The sequence below is a fragment of the Pseudomonas sp. FSL R10-1350 genome (genome assembly GCF_009600525.1).
Classification (GTDB): domain Bacteria; phylum Pseudomonadota; class Gammaproteobacteria; order Pseudomonadales; family Pseudomonadaceae; genus Aquipseudomonas; species Aquipseudomonas helleri.
Genome location: NZ_WIVR01000042.1, coordinates 25338 through 45832 on the forward strand (window position 1 = coordinate 25338; position 20495 = coordinate 45832).

At 61.0% G+C, this 20495-nt stretch carries 17 protein-coding genes; 13 read left to right on the plus strand and 4 right to left on the minus strand.

All coding sequences use genetic code 11. The features are described from left to right. Position 1 precedes the first annotated feature (1 nt). Both ssuD and msuE read right to left on the minus strand, forming a co-directional pair. The gene (ssuD, locus tag GHO25_RS17540) at positions 2 to 1147 is read right to left on the minus strand and encodes an FMNH2-dependent alkanesulfonate monooxygenase (protein WP_153391480.1); all 1146 of its coding nucleotides are present in this window, start codon (positions 1145 to 1147) and stop codon (positions 2 to 4) included. Between the two features lie 10 nt (positions 1148 to 1157). After that, positions 1158 to 1721, minus strand: coding sequence for an FMN reductase (msuE, locus tag GHO25_RS17545; protein ID WP_153391483.1), 564 nt, complete (start codon positions 1719 to 1721; stop codon positions 1158 to 1160). 407 nt (positions 1722 to 2128) lie between these two features. Between msuE and GHO25_RS17550 the strand changes: the two genes are divergently transcribed. Further along, on the plus strand, positions 2129 to 3229 hold the full coding sequence (locus GHO25_RS17550) for a polyamine ABC transporter substrate-binding protein (RefSeq protein ID WP_153391485.1): 1101 nt from the start codon (positions 2129 to 2131) through the stop codon (positions 3227 to 3229). A 72-nt stretch (positions 3230 to 3301) separates the two neighbouring features. On the opposite strand, the gene alr is transcribed toward GHO25_RS17550, so the two are convergent. Both alr and GHO25_RS17560 read right to left on the minus strand, forming a co-directional pair. Then, complete coding sequence (alr, locus tag GHO25_RS17555; RefSeq protein ID WP_153391487.1) at positions 3302 to 4534, minus strand: alanine racemase; 1233 nt, start codon at positions 4532 to 4534, stop codon at positions 3302 to 3304. Between the two features lie 121 nt (positions 4535 to 4655). Continuing rightward, positions 4656 to 6026 (minus strand): PLP-dependent aminotransferase family protein, encoded by a 1371-nt coding sequence (locus GHO25_RS17560; protein ID WP_153391489.1) that lies wholly within the window; start codon positions 6024 to 6026, stop codon positions 4656 to 4658. 132 nt (positions 6027 to 6158) lie between these two features. On the opposite strand from GHO25_RS17560, the gene GHO25_RS17565 reads away from it, so the two are divergent. From GHO25_RS17565 to GHO25_RS17620, 12 genes are all read left to right on the plus strand, one after another. Then, positions 6159 to 7445 (plus strand): hydroxymethylglutaryl-CoA reductase, degradative, encoded by a 1287-nt coding sequence (locus GHO25_RS17565; RefSeq protein ID WP_153391491.1) that lies wholly within the window; start codon positions 6159 to 6161, stop codon positions 7443 to 7445. Between the two features lie 132 nt (positions 7446 to 7577). Further along, a complete protein-coding gene (locus tag GHO25_RS17570; protein WP_153391493.1) occupies positions 7578 to 8042 on the plus strand; it encodes a hypothetical protein in 465 nt (154 codons plus the stop codon). Next, entirely contained in the window at positions 8039 to 9427 is a 1389-nt protein-coding gene (locus GHO25_RS17575; protein WP_048372638.1) for a tripartite tricarboxylate transporter permease, read from the plus strand. The genes GHO25_RS17570 and GHO25_RS17575 overlap by 4 nt, the downstream gene beginning before the upstream one ends. Before the next feature lie 68 nt (positions 9428 to 9495). Continuing rightward, positions 9496 to 10446, plus strand: a complete 951-nt coding sequence (locus GHO25_RS17580) for a LysR family transcriptional regulator (RefSeq protein ID WP_048389469.1) — start codon at positions 9496 to 9498, stop codon at positions 10444 to 10446. A 302-nt stretch (positions 10447 to 10748) separates the two neighbouring features. Next, the gene (locus GHO25_RS17585; protein WP_153391495.1) at positions 10749 to 13247 is read left to right on the plus strand and encodes a TonB-dependent siderophore receptor; all 2499 of its coding nucleotides are present in this window, start codon (positions 10749 to 10751) and stop codon (positions 13245 to 13247) included. Positions 13248 to 13342: 95 nt separating this feature from the next. After that, positions 13343 to 14803 (plus strand): FAD-dependent oxidoreductase, encoded by a 1461-nt coding sequence (locus GHO25_RS17590; protein WP_153391497.1) that lies wholly within the window; start codon positions 13343 to 13345, stop codon positions 14801 to 14803. Then, positions 14800 to 15774 (plus strand): ABC transporter permease, encoded by a 975-nt coding sequence (locus GHO25_RS17595; RefSeq protein ID WP_153391499.1) that lies wholly within the window; start codon positions 14800 to 14802, stop codon positions 15772 to 15774. Before GHO25_RS17590 ends, GHO25_RS17595 begins: the two co-directional genes overlap by 4 nt. Continuing rightward, positions 15771 to 16682, plus strand: coding sequence for an ABC transporter permease (locus GHO25_RS17600; RefSeq protein ID WP_153391501.1), 912 nt, complete (start codon positions 15771 to 15773; stop codon positions 16680 to 16682). The genes GHO25_RS17595 and GHO25_RS17600 overlap by 4 nt, the downstream gene beginning before the upstream one ends. After that, on the plus strand, positions 16679 to 17692 hold the full coding sequence (locus tag GHO25_RS17605; RefSeq protein ID WP_153391503.1) for an ABC transporter ATP-binding protein: 1014 nt from the start codon (positions 16679 to 16681) through the stop codon (positions 17690 to 17692). Before GHO25_RS17600 ends, GHO25_RS17605 begins: the two co-directional genes overlap by 4 nt. Next, positions 17682 to 18668 (plus strand): ABC transporter ATP-binding protein, encoded by a 987-nt coding sequence (locus GHO25_RS17610; protein WP_153391505.1) that lies wholly within the window; start codon positions 17682 to 17684, stop codon positions 18666 to 18668. The genes GHO25_RS17605 and GHO25_RS17610 overlap by 11 nt, the downstream gene beginning before the upstream one ends. A 17-nt stretch (positions 18669 to 18685) precedes the next feature. Then, positions 18686 to 20254, plus strand: a complete 1569-nt coding sequence (locus GHO25_RS17615) for an ABC transporter substrate-binding protein (RefSeq protein ID WP_153391507.1) — start codon at positions 18686 to 18688, stop codon at positions 20252 to 20254. Beyond that, positions 20254 to 20495, plus strand: a 242-nt coding sequence (locus tag GHO25_RS17620) for an acyl-CoA thioesterase/BAAT N-terminal domain-containing protein (protein WP_178110132.1), incomplete at its 3' end; no start/stop codon positions are given. The genes GHO25_RS17615 and GHO25_RS17620, both read left to right, overlap by 1 nt.

The window sequence follows — 20495 nt, forward strand, 5'->3', positions numbered from 1 at the left end:
ATCAGGGTTTGGCCTGTCCTGGCAGCACATCATTGGCGATCATTTCGCCAAAGGGCCCGGTCAGGTTAGTGATGCCGCGACCCGCCAGGCTGGCGTAAGGTTCGGGCAGCAGCGGGAACACCAGTTCGGCAAAGCGATAGGCTTCTTCCAGGTGCGGGTAGCCCGAGAAGATAAAGCTTTCGATGCCCAGGTCGGCGTATTCCTTGATGCGTTCAGCCACCTGTTGCGGGTTGCCCACCAGCGCGGTGCCGGCGCCGCCGCGAACCAGGCCGACGCCTGCCCACAGGTTGGGTGAGATCTCCAAATTGTCGCGGCGCCCGTCGTGCAGCGCAGCCATGCGCCGCTGGCCTTCGGAATCAAAGCGTGAGAAGGACTTTTGCGCGGCGGCTATGGTTTCGTCGCTGATGTGTTCGATCAGGGTGTCGGCGGCTTTCCAGGCCTCTTGCTCGGTTTCACGGACAATCACGTGCAGACGAATGCCAAAGCGTACGGTGCGGCCCAAGCGTGCTGCGCGTTCACGCACATCGGCGATTTTCTCTGCCACGGCCGCAGGCGGTTCGCCCCAGGTCAGGTACACGTCAACCTGCTCGGCGGCCAGATCGTGAGCGGCATCGGACGAGCCGCCGAAATACAGCGGCGGATAAGGTTTTTGCACCGGCGGGTAGAGCGCCTTGGCGTTCTTCACGTGTAAGTGCTTGCCTTCAAAGTCGACCGACTCGCCTTGCAGCACCCGGCGCCAGATTTTCAGAAACTCATCCGACACTTCGTAGCGTTCGCTGTGGCTGAGGAAGCTGCCATCACCGCGGTTTTCATCCGGGTCGCCGCCGGTCACCACGTTAATCAACAAGCGCCCGCCGGACAGCCGGTCCAGTGTGGCCGCCATGCGCGCCGACACGGTCGGCGAGATGATCCCCGGACGAATCGCCACCAGATAACGCAGGCGCTCGGTCAACGGTACCAATGCCGAGGCGATGACCCACGAGTCTTCGCAGGAGCGCCCGGTCGGGATCAAAACGCCGTAGTAGCCCAGGTCATCAGCCGCCTGGGCGACTTGTTTGAGGTAGTTGAGCGTGACCGGGCGAGCACCTTTGGTGGTGCCCAGAAAGTGGCCGTCACCGTGGGTGGGGAGGAACCAAAACACATTCATGAAGAAGTCCTTAAGCGATTTTCAGCAAAGGTGTGGCCGAGGCGCCAAACAGCGGCGCGGCACGTTCTGCAGCAAGGCGGATACGAGCCTGCAAGGGCTCGCTGATTATTTGGTAATTGGCGAAATCAGATTCGGTGGCATACACGCCGATCGGCAGCGTCAACGCCTGGAAAAAGCTGAACAGCGGACGCAACTGGTGTTCGAGCACCAGCGCATGGCGGTCGCTGCCACCGGTGGCGGCCAGCAACACCGGGGTGTCGATCAGGCCGTTGATATCCACCAGATCGAACAGATGCTTGAGCAGGCCGGGGTAGGAGCCGCGATACACCGGGGTGACAATGATCAGCAGGTCGGCGTTTTCAATCGCCTGGATCTCGGCATCGACCTCAGGGCTCAGTTCCTGGCGTGACAAGGCGCCGCCCAGTTGCCGGGCAATAGTGCCCAGCTCAATCAAGCGGCTTTCGATAGTGAGCCGGGTTTGCAGTTCATCGAGAATGGCCTTGGCCAACACCAGAGTGCGCGAAGGGCTGTACGCCCCACCCGAAACGACGACGACTTGCAGCGCGTTAGACATGTTCGAATCCTTGGCTAGTGTTCAGCAGACTGTGGACAGGTACTCCCTGTCAGCAATCTCCGTACCAACAGGCAAACCCCCTGTAATTCGGGGGGTTGGCCGGAGGCGGGCAAGGCGGGCGCTGTTGATTGAGTGGTTAAGTGCAGATTTGCTGTTTGATTTGCAACAGTTGCTGGATGAACACTTGGGCGATGCAAGAGGGCGATGGCGGACATAGATTCGGACACAAACAATGGCCGTAACGATCCCTTTTTGGCCTGCCTACCCCTGTGAACCGCTCCAGCGGTCGGCAAGAATCAAATCAACTTATAAGAGTTGTCTTCCTGACCCTTGCCCTTTTTGCGGGCTGCTGCCGTGTACAAAACATAACAACTATCGATCTCACGCCAAAGATGGGGAATACATTCATGAGCACGATCAAACGCTTACTGGGCGCCACGGTATGTGGGTTGTCACTGTTGGCCAGCGCGGTGCAAGCCGATCAGCGCGAATTGCGGGTGTACAACTGGGCGGACTACATCTTGCCGTCAGTGCCCAAAGACTTTGCCAAGGACACCGGGATCAAAGTGACCTGGGACACCTTCGACACCAACGAATCGCTGGAAGCCAAGCTGCTGACCGGCAACTCGGGTTATGACCTGGTGGTGCCGTCCAACCAGTTCCTCGACACCCAGATCAAAGCCGGGGTGTTTCAGAAGCTCGACAAATCCAAGCTGCCCAATTGGCAGCACCAAGACCCGCAATTGCTCAAGCTGCTGGAAACCAACGACCCCGGCAACCAGTACGCCGTGCCCTACATGGTTGGTACGGTGTTGATCGGTTTTAACCCGGCCAAGGTCAAGGCGGCCTTGGGCGACGACGCGCCGGTAGACAGTTGGGACCTGGTGTTCAAGCCCGAGAACATGGCCAAGCTGAAATCCTGTGGCGTCGCCATGCTGGATTCGCCGTCAGAGATCTTGCCGCTAGCCCTGCATTACCTGGGCCTGGACCCGAACAGCCAGAACCCGGCCGACTATGAAAAAGCCAAAGAGCTGATGCTGAAGATTCGCCCGTATGTCGCCTACTTCAACTCGGCCAAATACATGACCGATATCGCCAACGGCGACATCTGCGTGGCCATTGGGTACTCGGGCAGTTTTTACCAGTTTGGCAACCGGGCCAAAGAAGCAAAGAACGGGGTGGTAGTGGACTGGCGTTTGCCAAAAGAGGGCGCACCGATCTGGTTTGACACCTTCGCTATCCCTAAAAGTGCAAAGAATGTCGAAGAAGCGCATGAGTTCCTGAACACCTTGCTGGAGCCCAAGGTGATTGCGTCGATCAGTGACTTTTTGGGTTACCCGAACGCCAACAAAGACTCGCTGCCACTGATCAATAAAGACATCACCGGCAACCCGAACCTGACGCCGACGCCAGAGGCGTTGAAATCACTGTATGTGGTGCAACCACTGCCACAAAAGCTGGAGCGTGTACGGACCCGCACCTGGACCAGCATCAAATCGGATAAATAACCACCCAAACCCGGTAGGAGCGAGCTTGCCCCGCGATCTTTTGATCTTTTAAAAGATCGCGAGGCAAGTGTCTTACTCTTCGATCAAGACTTTAGGGTTGGAGTTGCCCCATACGGTGTACAGGTCAGCCAACAATGCACCGTTGATGTCTTCAACTTCGCTCTGGCTGATCTCGGCGTCGCCCTGTTTGCCGAACAGCACCACTTCATCGCCGCTTTTGACGTCCGGCGCATCGGTCACGTCAACCATCAGGGTGTTCATCGACACTTTGCCCACCACCGGCACGCGGTGGCCGTTGATCAGCACAATGCCTTTATTGGTGAACGCACGACGATAGCCGTCGGAGTAACCAACCGTAATGTTCGCCAGCTTCGAATCACGCGCCAGGGTGTAGGTGCGGTCGTAGCCGACGGTATTGCCTTTCGGGTAGCTGTTGACCGAGGCCACGTGCGACTTGAACTGCATGACGCGCTTGTAGTCGGTGTGCGAAGGCACCGTGTCACCGAACAGCGCGCCGCCTGGGCGGACCATGTCCAGGTGCGACTCAGGCACTTCCAGGGTGGCGAATGAGTTGGCCGCATGCAGGGTGATTTTGCTGCGATCCAGCTTGGCCTCTTTGATCAGCCACTGTGCCTGTTCGTTGAACGCCTTCAGGCCCGTGCGCACGTCATCGGCGTCTTCCACGGCGAAGTGGGTCATGATCGCCCGCACTTGCAGGTTCGGTATTTTGGTGATGGCTACGGCATCGCTGCGGCCTTGAGCGGTGCTCATTTCTACGCCGTTACGGCTCATGCCGCTGGAGTTCAAGCCCAGGTGCACGACGAGCGGACGGCCGTGTTTTTCGGCAATTTGCGCGGCTTTCTTAGCGAAATCGAGGTTGCCGACCAACTCTTCCATGTTGTATGGCAGCGCCGCTTCCAGCTCGCTGAGGGCGGCGGTGCGCACGCGAATCAATTGGCCTTTGTAACCGCTCTCGCGGACCACGCGGGCTTCTTCGTTGCTGGCAACGCCGACGCAAGGTACGCCAGTGGCGATGATCGAAGGCATCAACAAACCTATGCCGTGGCCGTAGGCATCGGCCTTGAGCACCGCACAGATTTTCGATTTGTCGCCGAGGGTGTCTTTCAGGACCTGAATATTGTGTTCAAACGCGGTTTTGTTGATTTCAACCCAGGCGTTGCTGTCTTGGGTGTTCACCTGCGCGACGCCATTGCTCATGGTCAATGGTGGAGCGGCGAAGGTTGGGGTTTGCAGCAATGTCATGCCCAGAGAGAGGGCGAGCAGGGTGCGAGCGAAAGGGAGCATGCGAGTTTCCATACTTTATTGTTAGGGAAGGGATTTAAAACGCCGGCGATACTAGGGGCGGGCTGCTGGAAAGTCACGCCTTGGGCCGCGTATCTGTCAGGTTGTGTCGTTATACCGTCCGTCAGCCCTTGAACAGCGCTTTAAGCAGCGGGTCGTTCAAATACGCCACGTTGAGCCGGGTCCAGGGGTTGGTGCGCGATTGCTCGGGAGAAAAGATGTGCCCCGGCGCGATCATGAAGCCCTTGGGCTGCAACTGGCGGGTCAGGTCTTTGGCGTCGTCGATGTGGGCAAAGCGTGCCCACAGGTACAAGCTTTGTTGCGGGCGGCAAAACACCTCGGCGCCAATCTCATCGAGCATCGCCAGCCCGGCAGCGGTGGCGGCTTGCAGCCGTTCTTGCAGGCGAATCAAATGGCGCAGGAAATGCCCCTCGGTAAGGATCACGTCCATGGTTCGCTCACACAGTTCAGAAGAGCTGGTGTGCAACAACATTTTCAAGTCGCCCAGTTCATCAATCACGTCCTTGCTGCCGGCGATAAAGCCTACTCGCAGCGCCGCAGACACCGATTTGGAAAAACTGCCCACGTACAGTGAACGCTGCAGTTGATCGAGCGCAGACACCTTGATCGCAGACGCCGGTTTAAAGTCGGCCAGGGCATCGTCGTCAACCAGAATGAAGTTGTGTTGCTGCGCGAGTTGCACCAGCCGATGGGCCTTGCCCGGCGAGATATCTGAACCGGTCGGGTTGTGGCCCACCGACTGGATAAAAAACAGTTTCGGCTTGTGGCTGCGCAGGTGTTGCTCCAGCACCTGCAGGTCCGGGCCATCAGCCAGGCGCGGTACGCAGAGCATGTGTGCGCCTTGCAGTTGCAGCTTGCCAAACAGCGGGTAATAGCCGGGGTCTTCAACCAGTACCGTATCGCCGTGGGCAATGAAACGCCGGATGATCAGGTCCAGCGCATGGTTGGCGCCGTGAGTGGTGACGATCTGGCGGGGGCTGGCGGTGATCGAATAACTGGCCAGTTTTTGCGCCAGATGCTGGCGCAGGCTGGCATTGCCCAGGCGGTTGCCATAGCGAAACAGCGTGTTGACCTCGGTGCGCATGATCTGGCGGGTGAACTTGTCCAGGCGCATGTCCATCAGCCATTCCACCGGCGGGAAGCCTTCACCGAGCGGCGAATGCCCCGGTTCACGGACGAACTGCTGGCGCATCAGCCAGATTGTGTCCATGGCCCGCGCATAGGGCTGCGGTTCGTCCGGTTCGCTGTGGTTGGGGCTGCCCTGACGGACAAAAAAGCCCTGGCCATGGCGCGGTTCGACCAGCCCTTGGGACGCCAGGGCTTCATAGGCATTGATCACGGTATTTTTCGAATGGCCGAACAGGCGCATGCATTCACGCAGTGACGGCAGGCGGTCGCCCACCCGATAAGTGCCATTGCCGATCTGTTCGACCAGTGACGCGGTCAGTTGCTGAGCGAGTGTCAGACGCACCATGGTTGGCCATCCTGCTGTTTTTTAGCGAGGGTACAGCTTGGGTACTGTTTGTGCGAACTGTACCTTTCATGCGGGCACAGGGCGCTTTAGGGTGGCGCTCAAAGACAACAATAATGACCACAGGATTGAACCATGAGTATTGATTCGCGCCTTCCCAAGTTCCGTAGCCTGGCGCCCGCCGAGCGTTTGCAGCACCTGCAAGCGCTGCTCGACCTGCCCGCTGATGACGTCGCGCTGCTGCGTGATCCGGGGGCGTTGGCGCTGGAGCGGGCTGACGGCATGATCGAGAATGTGATCGGCACCTTCGAATTGCCCTATGCCGTCGCAAGCAACTTCCAGATCAATGGCCGCGACGTTATCGTGCCCATGGTGGTCGAGGAACCGTCGGTGGTAGCGGCGGCGTCCTTTATGGCCAAGCTGGCGCGGGAGGCGGGCGGGTTCCAGACCTCCAGTTCGTTGCCGTTGATGCGCGCGCAGGTGCAGATCGTTGATGTCGCTGACCCGTTCAATGCGCGCTTGAGCCTTTTGCGGCGCAAGGACGAAATCATCGAGCTGGCGAACCGCAAAGACCAACTCCTCAACTCGCTGGGCGGCGGCTGCCGGGACATTGAAGTCCACACCTTTGCGCAAAGCCCGCGCGGGCCGATGCTGGTCGCGCATTTGATCGTCGATGTGCGCGATGCCATGGGCGCCAACACGGTCAATACCATGGCCGAGGCGGTTGCGCCGCTGATCGAAGAAATCACCGGGGCCAAGGTGCGCCTGCGCATCCTTTCCAATCTGGCCGACTTGCGTCTGGCCCGTGCGCAAATCCGCATCGCCCCCGAGTTGCTCACCACGCCTGCATTCAAGGGGGAGGAGGTGATCGAAGGCATTCTCGACGCTTACAACTTCGCGGTGATTGACCCGTACCGCGCCGCCACCCACAACAAGGGCATCATGAACGGCATAGACCCGTTGATTGTCGCCACCGGCAATGACTGGCGGGCGGTGGAGGCGGGCGCACATGCTTATGCCTGTCGCAATGGCCATTACGGCTCGCTGACCACCTGGGAGAAAGACGGCCAGGGCAATCTGGTGGGCACCCTGGAAATGCCGATGCCGGTCGGGCTGGTGGGCGGCGCCACCAAAACTCACCCTCTGGCGCAGTTGTCGCTGCGCATATTGCGTGTCGAGAGTGCTCAGGAACTGGCGGAAATTGCCGTTGCAGTCGGGCTGGCACAAAATCTCGGTGCGCTGCGGGCGCTGTCGACCGAAGGCATCCAGCGCGGACACATGGCCTTGCATGCGCGCAACATTGCGCTGACGGCGGGCGCCAAGGGTGAAGAACTCGACTGGTTGGTCAAGCAGATGGTCGAAGCCCACGACGTGCGTGCGGATCATGCGGCGGCACTGCTCAAGCAAAAACGCGGGCTGTGATGTAAAACACCACTTCATCTGTAGGAGCGAGCTTGCTCGCGAGCCTTTAAAAGATCGCGAGCAAGCTCGCTCCTACAGGTATTGGGGCATCTCTCTTCACCTCCATAACAATAAAAGCAGTGGGAGAATTCTTTGAAACCTGAACTCTATGAAGTCTGGGGTGACACGGTTGATGTGCGCCATCTGGTGTACGCCATTGTGATTGGCGCCATCGTCAGCCTCAGCGCGTTTTTTACCGCACAGCACTTTTTGCTTGAGTGGGTGGCCTCCGCACAGATGGCCCGGGCCTACGCCATGCTGGTGGGCATCGTAGGTTGTCTGGTGGGCGGGGCAATCAGTGCGAGCCTGTTCAAACCCAAGCGCCATGTGGTCGAACACGAGGCAGACCCGGCCTGGCGCAGCCAGATCTTGAAGGATTTGCAAAGCGAGTTTGGTGACCTTGGGCGTCTAGCTGATTTGCCCCCCGAAACCATCGCCGAGCTCAAGGAGATGGACCTGTACGAGCTGTTCGTGGACTACGAGAAGGGCTTGCACAACGTCGGGGCTGACTCGGCGCCAGCGGTCGATGGCCTGGCTGCCAATGGAGGTCGCTCATGATCGTTTCATTGTTCGATCAAGTGCTGATTGCTCTGGGCATGGGCATTCTGGGGGCGGTGATTTTTGCCGCCATCGGGCTGATTTCCGGCAGCGACGAAACCACCACCCTGGCACCGCTGACCTTGCTGGTGGTGCTGCTGGGCGTGCCTGCGCCGGGGGTGCTGACGTTCTTTCTGGCCGGTGCGGTGGCCAAGCACATGACCCACGCCGTGCCTACGGCCCTGCTGGGGATTCCCGGTGACACCATGGCCACGCCGTTAATGCGCGAGGCCAACTTTTTGCGCAACCTCGGGGTGCCGCACATTGCCTTGCGCAAGATGATTTCCGGGGCGGTGATTGCTGCGCTGATCGCCGTGCCCATGGCGGTTCTGTTTGCGGTCATGCTGGCGCCGTTTGGCGACACTATCAAACGCTCGGCACCGTGGATTTTCCTGGCGGCAGCGATTGCCATTGCGTGGTTTTCGAAAGGGCGGCTGGCGGCAGTACTGGCCTTGATCCCCTTTGTGCTGATCATTCTCGGCCTGCAAACTCTCACCGGCCAATACGGGGTCAAGCTCACCGTCAGTTACTTTCTGGGCATCGCCATCGGGCCGTTGATTGCAGCCCTGTTCGCGATGATGGCCCCGGCCGAGCGCGAGAACATGCGCCGCAGTGAAGTGCGCACGTTTTCACTGTCGCCTGATGTAAAAAGCGGCGGCGGCTTCTTTCCCAACCCGCTCAAGGTTCTGGACCGCAAACAAAGCCTGTGGACCGGCATTACCGCTGTAATCTCCAGTGCCACCTTCGTGTTCAGCCCGGTGGCCATGACCGTGATCATGGGTGAACTGGTCGGCTCGCGGGTCAAGCATGTTTACCATCGCCTGACGACAGTGATTACCGCGCGCAATGGCGTGACCGAGTCCACTTACATTGCCGAGGCGCTGATCCCGCTGATTGCCTTTGGCTTGCCACTGAGCCCGGTGGCGGCGGGCCCGGCAGCGCCGTTGTTCAACGCGCCGCCGCGCTTTAGCGTGGACTCGGCCTCGGGCGAGGTGCACAACCTGCACTCGTTGCTCAGCACCTGGGAATTTCTCGGTTACGGCATGTTGGCAGTGGTGGTGGCCTTGTTGATCGCCTATCCCTTCACCATGAACTACGCGTATCGCGCGGCGTCGTACGTGTCGCGCAAAATCAGCCACGAAGCGGTAATCGCGACGTTTGTCGGGCTGATTCTGGTGATCGGGATCTGGGAGGGCGGTTTGCTCGGCTTGCTGGTGATTGTCACCGTTGGCCTGCTGGGCGGTTTTCTCTCGCGCTTTCTGGGCTTCAACATCGGCGTGCAGTTCATGGGGTATTACACCGCGGTGCTGACCGTACCGGCCCTGGTTGCGCTGTTGGCGGGCTGAGTGACCTGCCCCGAACCGGCGGTGCTGTGTACACTGCATCGCCTCAGGTCATGTCAAAGGAGATCCCGGTGGATCTACGCCAGTTGGAAGCGTTTGCTGCGGTCATGTCGGCGGGCAGTGTCACGGGGGCGGGGCAGATGCTCGGGCGCTCGCAGCCTACCGTGACCCGGCTGATACAGGAGTTGGAGCAGGAACTGGGGTTTGCCCTGTTCGAACGCAGCGGGCCGAAAGTCACCCCGACGCAAAAGGCGTTCATGCTCTCGGCCGAGGTCGAGAATGCCCTGCAAGGGGTGCGTCACGTGCAGCAGCGGGCTCTGAACATTGCCCGTGACGAAAACCTCAGTTTGCGTCTGGTGGCCACCCCGGCCCTGGCCTCGGGCCTGTTGCCGCCTGCGCTGGCGCAGTTACCGCCGGGTTTGCAGCCGCAACAACTGCAAATCCAGAGCCTCAGCGCGCAAGAAGCGGTGCAGGCGGTATTGGCCAAAACCGTGGATCTGGGGGTGGTCAGTTTGCCGCTGGAACATCGCGGCCTTGAGTTGCACTGGATTGGCGAAGCCGCCTGCGTGGCGGTGCTGGCGGCCGACTCGCCGCTGGCGGCAGAGCCGGTGTTGAGCATGCAAACCCTGGCACAACAGACCTTGATCAGCATCTCCAACCCGTTCCGCTTCCGCCGCCGCATCAACCGCGCGTTCGAAGCCGCCGGGGTTGAGCCGCAGCACATTCTTGACACCAACACCTCGCTGACCGCCATGCAAATGGCCCGCGTGGGGCTGGGCGTGGCGCTGGCCGACCCGTTTACGGCCTTTGGCGTACCATTGAACGGGGTGGTGGTGAGACCGATTGAAAGCAACGTCCCGTTCTTTTTTGGCTTGATCTCGGCCTACGCCACACCGTTATCAGAAGTGGCCAAGGCGTTGGTCGAAACCCTCAAAACCTCATCCCAGGCCTTACTGCCGGGCATGATCGTGCACCCGGCCAGCAGCCATGATGCGTTGATGCAAAGCATCTACGCCGGTTAAACCCCTTGCCCGTGTGTGAGCGAGCTTGGCTCGCGATCTTTTGACCTTCTAAAAGATCGGGAGGCAAGCTTGCTCCTACAGTTTTTATTCCAGAAGGAAATATCCATATTCTTTTTTGCCAGTTGATGGAATAACCGCTGCTCCTTAGTATTCATTTACCGCATTCAATGCGCTAATGAATCATGAAAATGAATTGAAGGCTGCTAACACAGACCTTCAGCTTCGCGGGCATCCAGCCGACCTCGGCAAATCGCCGCAAGACGTGTTTTAACTTTTTTGGCGATTTATCGGGGAGTTTGCATATGCAATCCGGCGCTTCATCGGCTTCACTTTTTACCCCGGCAGCCCTCGCGCTGACCGGCCTGTGCCTGGTCAGCGGACCGGTAGTGGCACAAGAAGATGACGACAAGGCTCACGCTAAAACGGAGCCGGTCATGCAAACCGTGGTTTCGGTCGGTAACCGCGGTACTCAGCGCACGGTGGCTGAAAGTGCCGTGCCGATCGATGTGATCAGCGGCCAGGAACTGCTCAAGCAAGGTGCGAGTACCAGTTTGCGCGATGCCCTGGCGCAAACCCTGCCTTCGTTCAACGTGGCCAAGGTGACCGGCGGCGCCTACAGCAACGTGGCCCGCTCGGCCGGTTTGCGCGGCCTGGGTGGCGGCTATGTGCTGGTGCTGGTCAATGGCAAGCGCCGCCATGGCGGTTCGGTTGCCTCGGAAAACTCGGTGCTGTCCGAAGGCTGGAACCCGGCCGATCTGGACCTGATCCCCATCAGCGCTATCGACCGCGTGGAAGTGCTGCGCGACGGTGCGGCAGCGCAATACGGTTCGGACGCCATCGCCGGGGTGATCAATATCATCCTCAAGTCCAACAGCAGCGGCGGCAGCGCCAGCACCATGGCCGGGCGTCGTTCGCATTATCACAGCGGGGTGGGCTCCAACGGTGAGACCTACCAGCAGACCTTCGACATCGGTTTGCCGCTGCCCAATGACGGCTTTTTCAACTTCGCCCTGGATGCCAAAAAGCAGGACAGCACCAAACGTTCCGGGGTAGCCACCGGCAGTTTTTACTACCCGGTGAACGGCCAGCCTGACCCGCGTGAAAACACCATCGACAAGCGCACCTATGGCGGTGGCCTGCCGGAGATCGAGCAGCTCAACGTGTCGTACAACGCCGAGTTGCCGCTTAACGATTCGATCTCGCTGTACTCCTTCAGCACGGTCGGCCAGCAGGATGCGCTGGTGTCGATCGCTTACCGTCGGCCGAACGGCAATACCATTATCAACGAGCTGTACCCGGACGGCGTGGCCCCGGATTTCACCTTTGACAGCTTTGACTACCAAAGCGTGTTCGGTGCCCGTGGCGATGACTTGGCGGGCTGGGGCTGGGACTTGAGCACCTCTTACGGCTCGAACCGGCAGAAGCAAAGCACCAAAAACAACCTCAACCCGTCGTTGGGGCCGGACAGCCCGCGGCACTTTGACCTGCAGACCAACACGTTCACCCAGTGGACGACCAACCTGGACCTCAACCGCAAGCTGGACATCGGCACGCGTAACCCGCTGAACTTTGCCACCGGCCTCGAATACCGTTTCGAGCAGTACCGCACAGAGTCCGGGGACGCCGATTCCTATGCCAACGGCGGTTACCGTTACCCGCAAGGCCACCCGCGGGCGGGGCAGTTGTCGGCCATCGGTGCGCTGGGCAACTACCTGCTGCTGCCCGAGGATGAAGTCAATCTGCGTCGCAGCAACTCGGCCGCTTATGTCGACCTGGGGCTGGATGTGACGGACAAGTGGTTTGTCGGCGCCGCCGGGCGTTTTGAGCATTACACCGACAGCTCGGGCAATACCTGGACCGGCAAGCTGTCGACCCGTTATGCCTTTACCCCGGAGCTGGCTGCGCGAGGTGCCATCAGCACCGGTTTTGTTGCGCCGTCGATGGTGCAACAGGGCTACGCCAAGACCGGCTTGGGCCGTCGCACCGTGGGCAATGAAACCCAGGACATCATGATCAAGCGTGTGCAACCCAACTCGGCGATTGGCCGGGCGTTGGGCGCTGAAGACCTGGACCCGGTGAAGTCTGAAAGCATCTCGGCGGGCCTGACCTGGAGCCCGGTGCAGAACCTCAACATCGCATTGGATGCCTACCTGATTGACCTGCAAGACCGTATTGCACTGATCAGCCCGCTGTCAGGCCCGGCAGTCGACAAGATCCTCGCGGCCAATGGTTTCTCCCATGTGCAGCAGGTGCAGTACTACGCCAACGCCTTTGATACCCGCACCAAGGGCCTGGATCTGGTGGCTGATTACACCCAGCACCTGGACCGTTACGGACGTCTGCGCTGGAACCTGGGGGCGAACTGGAACAAAGCCACCATTACCGACCTCAAGGCCAATCCCGGCCAGTTGCAAAGCCTCGGCCTGTCGCGTTTTGAGCGCACGGAGCTGGGCGGTGTGACCGACCTGGTGCCCAAGAGCAAGTACATCGTCGGCGTGAACTGGCAAGTCAGCGACTGGGACATTGGCCTGCGCAGCACCCGTTACGGCAAGGTCAAGCGCCTGGGCAGCGGTACCAGCGGCATTGACGAAACCTTCAGCGCCAAGTGGATCACCGATGTCGACGTGAACTACGCCCTGACCGACAACATCACCGTGTCTGTGGGGGCCGACAACGTGTTCAACGTGTACCCGGACAAGCACCAGATCATTGATGTCTCCGGTGGCTCGTACTACTCGTCGATCTCACCGTTTGGCTCTTACGGGGCGTTTTACTACGGCCGTCTGAACATCGATTTTTAAACCCGGGGCCAACGCCTGGCCCGCTCTTCGCAGGATCTGCCGCAGTCTGCGGCAGATCCTGCGAAGCGTTCATGACTTTATTAGAGATACCGACAATGCCCCACACCACAGCTCCCATTGGCCTGCCAGCCCTCGAAGCGCGCCTGCGCGAGGATTTGCAGTGGCTCGATTTACCGGCTCAGCCGTGGGTCAAACCTCGTCATCAAGCAGGCCAGTTGCTGCTTGAAGTGGCCGTGATTGGCGGGGGGATGGCCGGGTTGGCGCTGGCAACCGAGTTGCGCCATCTGGGGGTGAAGGCGGTGGTGTTCGACCAGTCCGAAGAAGGCTTTGAAGGGCCGTGGGCGACCACAGCACGCATGCAGACCCTGCGCTCGCCCAAGCAATTGAGCGGCCCGGCGTTGGGTTTGCCAGCCTTGACCTTTCGCGCCTGGTTTGAAGCCCAGTTCGGCCTGGCCGAGTGGGAGCAACTGGACAAGATTCCGCGCCTGCAATGGGCTGAGTATTTGCGCTGGTATCGGCACGTGCTGCGTCTGGATGTGCGTAATCGTCACCGCGTGACACGGGTGCAACCGAGGGCGGACGGTCGCGTCGAACTGAGTATTGATGCCGACGGGCAAGCCCTCAACGTTTCGGCCCGGCACGTGGTGCTGGCCACCGGTCGCGATGGTTTGGGCGGGCCTTGGGTACCAGAAGTGGCTGACGCGCTACCCCGTGAATACTGGGCGCACTCGGCTGACGGTTTGCAGGACCACTGGTTTGTCGGCAAGCGCGTGGCGGTGATCGGCGGCGGCGCCTCGGCCATGGACGCTGCCGGTACTGCGCTGGAGGCGGGCGCCCGGTCGGTGGACGTGCTGGTCCGGCGCAAGGATTTACCCCGTATCAACAAGGGCAAAGGTGCCGGCAGCCCGGGCATGACCCACGGTTACTGGCGCCTGCCGGATGACTGGAAATGGAGCATTCGCCACTACCTCAACCTGCAACAAGTGCCGCCGCCGCAGGGCAGTACGTTGCGCGTGTCGCGGCACGCCAACGCGCGGTTCTTGCTGGGCAGCCCGGTTGAATCGGTGGCGGTGCAAGCCGATGGCAGCCTGTTGCTGCAGACGCCAACCGCCCGTTTGCACTACGACTTTCTGGTGTTTGCCACCGGCTTTCGCAGCAACTGGGCGTTGCGCCCGGAGTTCTCGCCGTTTGCCCCGCACATCAAACTGTGGAGCGACCGTTACAGTGCCCCGGCCGGGCAAGAAGATCTTGAGCTGTCGCAGTTGCCCGACCTGGGGCCATTATTCGAATTTCTCGAACGTGTGCCTGGCACCTGCCCGGGGCTGGACCGCGTGCATTGCTTCAGTTACCCGGCAGCGCTGACTTACGGCGGTGTGTCTGGCGATATTCCGGCCATCAGCGAAGGCGCCAAACGCATGGCCCAAGGGCTGGCCGGGCAATTGTTCAACGACGATATCGAGCTGCATTTCGAGGCGATGCAAGCCTATGCCGAGCCGGAATTGAAGGGCGATGAATGGCAGCCGGGCATCCTGCGCGCTCAGGAGTTGCGCACATGACCGGATGGTTGTTGCGGCGGCTGGGGCAAGCCTTGCTGGTGATGCTGCTGATGACCCTGATTGTGTTCGTCGGGCTCAATGCCATCGGCAACCCGGTGGACATTCTGATCGGTGAAGACCTCAATCAGGCCGAGCGCTTGCAAGCGATTGCCCGGCTGGGCCTGGACCAGCCGCTGTGGCAGCAATACCTGAATTTTCTCAGCGGGATTGTGCACGGGCATCTGGGCAAGAGTTATGTCTATCACGAAGACGCCCTGCAACTGATTCTGCAGCGCCTGCCCGCGACCTTCGAACTGGCGTTCAGTGCCTTGTTGATGGCCATCGTCATCGGCGTGCCGCTGGGGCTGTTTGCCGGGTTGTACCCGGACAGTAAGGCGGCGCGGCTGATGATGGCGGGCAGCATTGTCGGGTTTTCGCTGCCGGCTTTCTGGGTCGCCTTGATGCTGATTCTGCTGTTCTCGGTGCACCTGGGCTGGTTGCCCGCCAGTGGCCGTGGCGAGACGCGGGAATTGTTTGGCATTCAGTGGTCATGGCTGACCCTCAATGGCTGGCAGCATTTGTTGCTGCCCGCGTTGAACCTGGCGCTGTTCAAAGTCTCGCTGGTGCTGCGCCTGACTCGCGCCGGGGTGCGTGAAATCCTCCCCCAGGACTTCGTTAAATTCGCCCGGGCCAAAGGCTTGTCGCCCAGGCGGGTGATTGTGATGCACGTGCTGCGCAATACCTTGATCCCGCTGGTCACCGTGTTGGGGCTGGAGTTGGGCTCGACCATCGCCTATGCGGTGGTCACCGAAACCATCTTTGCCTGGCCCGGTGCCGGCAAGCTGATTCTGGACAGCATCAACAACCTCGACCGGCCGGTGGTGGTGGCGTACCTGCTGGTCGTGGTGGTGATTTTTGTGAGCCTCAATCTGCTGGTGGATGTGTTGTATCGCTTGTTGGACCCGCGTGTCCGTCTGGAAGGTGCGCAATGACCGCCCTGCAAAACCCGCCGCGCGTGTTGCGCGTCGAATCGTTGTGGCAACGCGGTGCGCTGGATTTTATCCGCTCGCCTTTGGCGATGGTCGGCCTGCTGATTTTGCTGTCGATCACCCTGGCCGCACTGTTTGCGCCCTGGATCACCCCGCAAAACCCTTATGACCTGATGCAACTGGACGTTCTCGATGCGCGCTTGGCGCCCGGAGCGCACAGCGCCGAAGGGGCTTACACCTATTGGCTGGGCACAGACGGGCAGGGCCGTGATCTGTATTCGGCGATTGTCTATGGCTTGCGCATCAGCTTGCTGGTGGGCGTGGGCTCGGCCTTGATCGCGGCCGTGATCGGGACGTTGCTGGGGCTGATTTCGGCGTATGCAGGGGGTTGGGTCGACGCGTTAGTTATGCGTCTGGTGGACCTGCTGCTGTCGTTTCCGGGGATTCTCATGGCGCTGATGATCCTCGCCTGGCTGGGCAAGGGCGTGGGCAACGTGATGCTGACCCTGGTGCTGCTGGAGTGGGCCTATTACGCCCGCACCGCGCGGGGCCAGGCGCTGGTCGAAAGCCGTCGCGAATACGTCGAGGCCGCACGCGGGCAGGGCATCAGCCGCTGGCGGATTCTGGTGGGGCACATTCTGCCCAACTGCCTGCCGCCGCTGATTGTGATCGGCGCCTTGCAGATCGCCCGCGCCATCACCTTGGAAGCGACCCTGTCGTTTCTCGGCCTCGGTGTGCCGATTACCGAGCCGTCGTTGGGCCTGCTGATTGCCAACGGCTTTCAATTCATGCTCGGCGACGAATACTGGATCAGCGTGTTCCCCGGTCTGGCGCTGCTGTTAACCATCGTCGCGATCAATCTGGTGGGTGACCGTCTGCGTGATGTACTCAACCCGAGGCTGCAACGATGAATGCATTCCAGCAAGACGTGCGGCCTGCGACCCTTGAAGTGCGCAACCTGTCGACCTCATTCCATACCCGTGACGGCGTGCTGCCTGCCGTGCGCGAGGTGTCCTTGCGCTTGCAGCCGGGGCAGATTCTGGGCCTGGTGGGCGAGTCGGGCTCGGGCAAGTCGGTGACCGGTTTTTCGATCCTCGGGCTGGTGGATGCTCCGGGGCGAATCAGCGGCGGAGAGATCATCTTTCAGGGCCGCGACCTGACCCGGTTGTCGGCCAAAGAGCTGCGCCATTTGCAGGGCAATCGGATCGCCATGATTTTTCAAGACCCGATGATGACCCTCAACCCGGTGCTGCGCATCGATGCACAAATGATCGAGGCGGTGCGCGCGCACAGCCCGATGAGCCGTCGCGAGGCGCGCCAGCACGCCTGTGACACGTTGGCGTCGATGGGCATCGCCAGCCCGGAAGAGCGCCTGCGCGCCTACCCGCATCAGTTGTCTGGCGGCATGCGCCAGCGGGTCGCTATTGCGATTGCCTTGCTGCACCGCCCGGACCTGATCATCGCTGACGAGCCGACCACGGCGCTGGATGTGACGATTCAGGCGCAGATTTTGGGCGAGGTGCAGAAGCTGGTACGTGAGCAGGGCACGTCGCTGATCTGGATCACCCATGACCTGTCGGTGGTGGCCGGGCTGGCCGATCAAGTGGCGGTGATGTACGCCGGGCGCATTGTCGAGCAGGGCAGTGTCGATGCGGTGCTCGACCGCCCGCTGCACCCGTACACCCAAGGCCTGATCGACAGCCTGCCAAGCCGTAATCAGCGCGGGCAACGCCTGCGGCAGATCCCCGGCATGGCCCCCAACCTGCTGTCGATGCCCGACGGTTGCGCCTTTGCCCAGCGTTGCAGCCGGGCCAGCAGCGCATGCAGCGAATTGCCACCCGCCGTTGAAATTGAACCGGGGCGCAGCTTGCGCTGCTTTCATCCCGCCGTCTATGAAGCTGGAGCTGCCCATGGCCAATGAATCCGTGCCTTTGATCGAACTTCGCCAGGTCAGCAAGCAATTTGGTCAGGCACCTGGTGGCCTGCTGCAACGCTTGGGCTTGAGCCAGCCACGGCCCTTGACCCGCGCTGTGGACAACGTCGACCTGCGCATCGCCCGTGGCGAAGTGGTGGGGCTGGTGGGTGAGTCCGGTTGCGGCAAGTCGACCTTGGGGCGCATGGTCGCGGGCCTGCTGCCAGCGTCCAGCGGCAGCGTCAATGTCGAGGGGCAACCCTATGAGTCCTTGAGCGCAGGTGCGCGGCTCAAGGTGCAAATGATCTTTCAGGACCCTTACGCCAGCCTCAATCCACGCCTGCGGGTTGACCGCATTGTCGGTGAGGGCGCCTTGCGCCAGGGCCTGACCAGTCGCAGCGATTTTGACGACTACGTCAGTGCGCAACTGCGTCGTGCCGGGTTAAGCCCGGATCTGCGTCAACGCTACCCGCATCAGTTCAGTGGCGGCCAGCGCCAGCGCATCGGCATTGCCCGGGCCCTGGCGGTGCAGCCTGAGTTGCTGGTGTGCGATGAGTCGGTGGCGGCGCTGGACGTGTCGATTCAGGCGCAGATCCTCAACCTGTTTATGGACCTGCGCGAGCAACTGGGCCTGACTTACCTGTTTATCAGCCATGACTTGGGCGTGGTCGAGCACCTGTGTGACCGGGTGGTGGTGATGTACCTGGGGCGGGTGGTGGAGTCGGCCACGGTGGATGAACTGTTCAGCCGCGCCAACCACCCGTACACCCAGGCATTGCTGGCGCAGATCCCGCGTTTCGAGCTGCGCCGCAGCCAGTACCAGGCCATTCGCGGCGAAATGCCCAGCCCGCTGAATCCGCCGTCCGGTTGCCACTTTCACCCGCGCTGCCCGCACGCCAGCCAACGTTGCCGCGAACAGGCGCCGACGCTGCGTGAAGTGTCGCCGGGGCACCTCAGCGCCTGCCATCTCAACCTTGTTTCTTGAACCTTCGGATAACTGCCATGAAACCGCTGCTGCTTACGTTACTGACCGCTGCACTGTTGACCGGCGCGGCGGGGGCCAATGCCCAATCCCTGCGCATCGCCTACGCCGACCCGGTGTCGTCGCTGGATCCGCAACTGAACAACCACGCCGGTGACCGTTCGCTGGCGCTGCATGTGTTTGAGTCGCTGCTGGAACGTCGCGACGACAAGACCCTGCCGGGGCTGGCTGAAAGCTGGAAAACCGTGGATGCCACCACGTGGGAGTTCTACCTGCGCAAGGACGTCAAATGGCAGGATGGCCAGCCGCTGACCGCCGATGACCTGGTGTATTCATTGCAGCGGGCGCGTAACGTTCCCGGCAGCGTGGCGCCGTATTCCAGTTCGCTGCGCACCGTCGAGTCGGTGAGCGCCCCTGGCCCTTACACCTTGCGGGTCAAGACGTCTGAACCCAATCCATTGCTGTTGCAAAATATCGACTCGATTTACATCGTCAGCCGGCATGTCGGTGAACAGTCCAGTACAGCCGACTACAACAGCGGCAAGGCGATGGTCGGCACCGGGCCGTATCGGCTGGTCTCCAATGCCCAGGGCGACCGTACCCTGTTTGAACGCAACACCGGCTACTGGGGCAAGCCTGCAACGTGGGACACGGTTGATTACCGTTACATCGCCAACCCGGCCAGCCGCACGGCCGCCTTGCTGGCCGGGGACGTGGACGTGATCGACAAGGTGTCGCCCTCGGACGTGAAAAAGCTCAGCGCCACGCCGAGTGTCAGCGTCTTTGCCTACCCCGGCTTGCGTGCGTTGCTGATTCAGCCGAGCTTCCGTGCGGGGCCCAACGAGTTTATTCGCGACAATGCGGGCCAGCCGCTGGCGCAAAATCCGCTGCGTGATGTGCGGGTCCGCCAGGCGCTGTCGCTGGCCATCAACCGCAAGGCAATCGCTGAGCGCATCTTGCAAAACACCGTGACCCCGGCCAACCAGTGGATGCCGGCCAACACCTTCGGCTACAACCCGGCGGTCACAGACATCGCCAATGACCCGGCGCAGGCAAAAAAACTGCTGGCCGAGGCGGGCTACCCCGACGGCTTCCAACTGACCGTGCACGTGCCGGGTGATCGCTACCCGCTGGCCCCGGAAACCCTGCAAGCCGTGGCGCAGTTCTGGGCGCGCATCGGGGTCAAGGTTGATCTGCAAGTGGTGCCGTGGTCGGTCTACGCCAGCCGCGCCAACAAAAACGAATACGCCGTCACGGTGATCGCCTGGGGCAACGGCACTGGCGAGGCCAGCTACGGGCTGGCGAACGTGCTGGCCACGGCCGACGCCAACAAAGGCCTGGGCTCATCGAACTGGGGGCGCTACAGCAACCCGCTGGTGGACCAAGCCTTGCAACAGGCCTCGGCCGAGTTTGACGACAGCAAGCGCGAGGCCGTTTTGCGCGAGTCAGTCAAGCTTGTGACCGACGACGTGGGCGTGTTGCCGCTGTTTCATTACCAGAACATCTGGGCGGCGCGTAAAGGGCTGCGGGTCGAGCCATGGCTCAGTGACCGGACCACGGCGATGATGGTCACCGAGGAAAAAAAGTAATGGCGCACCTGCATATCACCCCGGCCGATGGCTTGCTCGATGAGCTCCGGCAGATTGTCCTGGAAGGCTTGGCAGCGGGCGCACGGGTAACCTTGACCAGCCAGACCGTGCGCGGCAACGGGCTGCTCTGGCGCAGTTCGGCGACGTTTATCGCCAACGCCCAGGGCCGGGTTGACCTGACGCAGGACGCGCCGGTGGCAGGCGATTACGCCGGCGTTTCGGCCATGGGCCTGTTGTGGAG

Excerpts from the sequence above, each read along its gene's own strand:
- GHO25_RS17595 (WP_153391499.1), top strand. The coding sequence starts at position 14,800 with ATGACCGGATGGTTGTTGCGGCGGCTGGGGCAAGCCTTGCTGGTGATG.
- msuE (WP_153391483.1), bottom strand. The coding sequence starts at position 1,721 with ATGTCTAACGCGCTGCAAGTCGTCGTCGTTTCGGGTGGGGCGTACAGC.
- ssuD (WP_153391480.1), bottom strand. The coding sequence starts at position 1,147 with ATGAATGTGTTTTGGTTCCTCCCCACCCACGGTGACGGCCACTTTCTG.
- alr (WP_153391487.1), bottom strand. The coding sequence starts at position 4,534 with ATGCTCCCTTTCGCTCGCACCCTGCTCGCCCTCTCTCTGGGCATGACA.
- GHO25_RS17590 (WP_153391497.1), top strand. The coding sequence starts at position 13,343 with ATGCCCCACACCACAGCTCCCATTGGCCTGCCAGCCCTCGAAGCGCGC.
- GHO25_RS17560 (WP_153391489.1), bottom strand. The coding sequence starts at position 6,026 with ATGGTGCGTCTGACACTCGCTCAGCAACTGACCGCGTCACTGGTCGAA.
- GHO25_RS17565 (WP_153391491.1), top strand. The coding sequence starts at position 6,159 with ATGAGTATTGATTCGCGCCTTCCCAAGTTCCGTAGCCTGGCGCCCGCC.
- GHO25_RS17550 (WP_153391485.1), top strand. The coding sequence starts at position 2,129 with ATGAGCACGATCAAACGCTTACTGGGCGCCACGGTATGTGGGTTGTCA.
- GHO25_RS17600 (WP_153391501.1), top strand. The coding sequence starts at position 15,771 with ATGACCGCCCTGCAAAACCCGCCGCGCGTGTTGCGCGTCGAATCGTTG.
- GHO25_RS17610 (WP_153391505.1), top strand. The coding sequence starts at position 17,682 with ATGGCCAATGAATCCGTGCCTTTGATCGAACTTCGCCAGGTCAGCAAG.
- GHO25_RS17575 (WP_048372638.1), top strand. The coding sequence starts at position 8,039 with ATGATCGTTTCATTGTTCGATCAAGTGCTGATTGCTCTGGGCATGGGC.
- GHO25_RS17615 (WP_153391507.1), top strand. The coding sequence starts at position 18,686 with ATGAAACCGCTGCTGCTTACGTTACTGACCGCTGCACTGTTGACCGGC.
- GHO25_RS17605 (WP_153391503.1), top strand. The coding sequence starts at position 16,679 with ATGAATGCATTCCAGCAAGACGTGCGGCCTGCGACCCTTGAAGTGCGC.
- GHO25_RS17585 (WP_153391495.1), top strand. The coding sequence starts at position 10,749 with ATGCAATCCGGCGCTTCATCGGCTTCACTTTTTACCCCGGCAGCCCTC.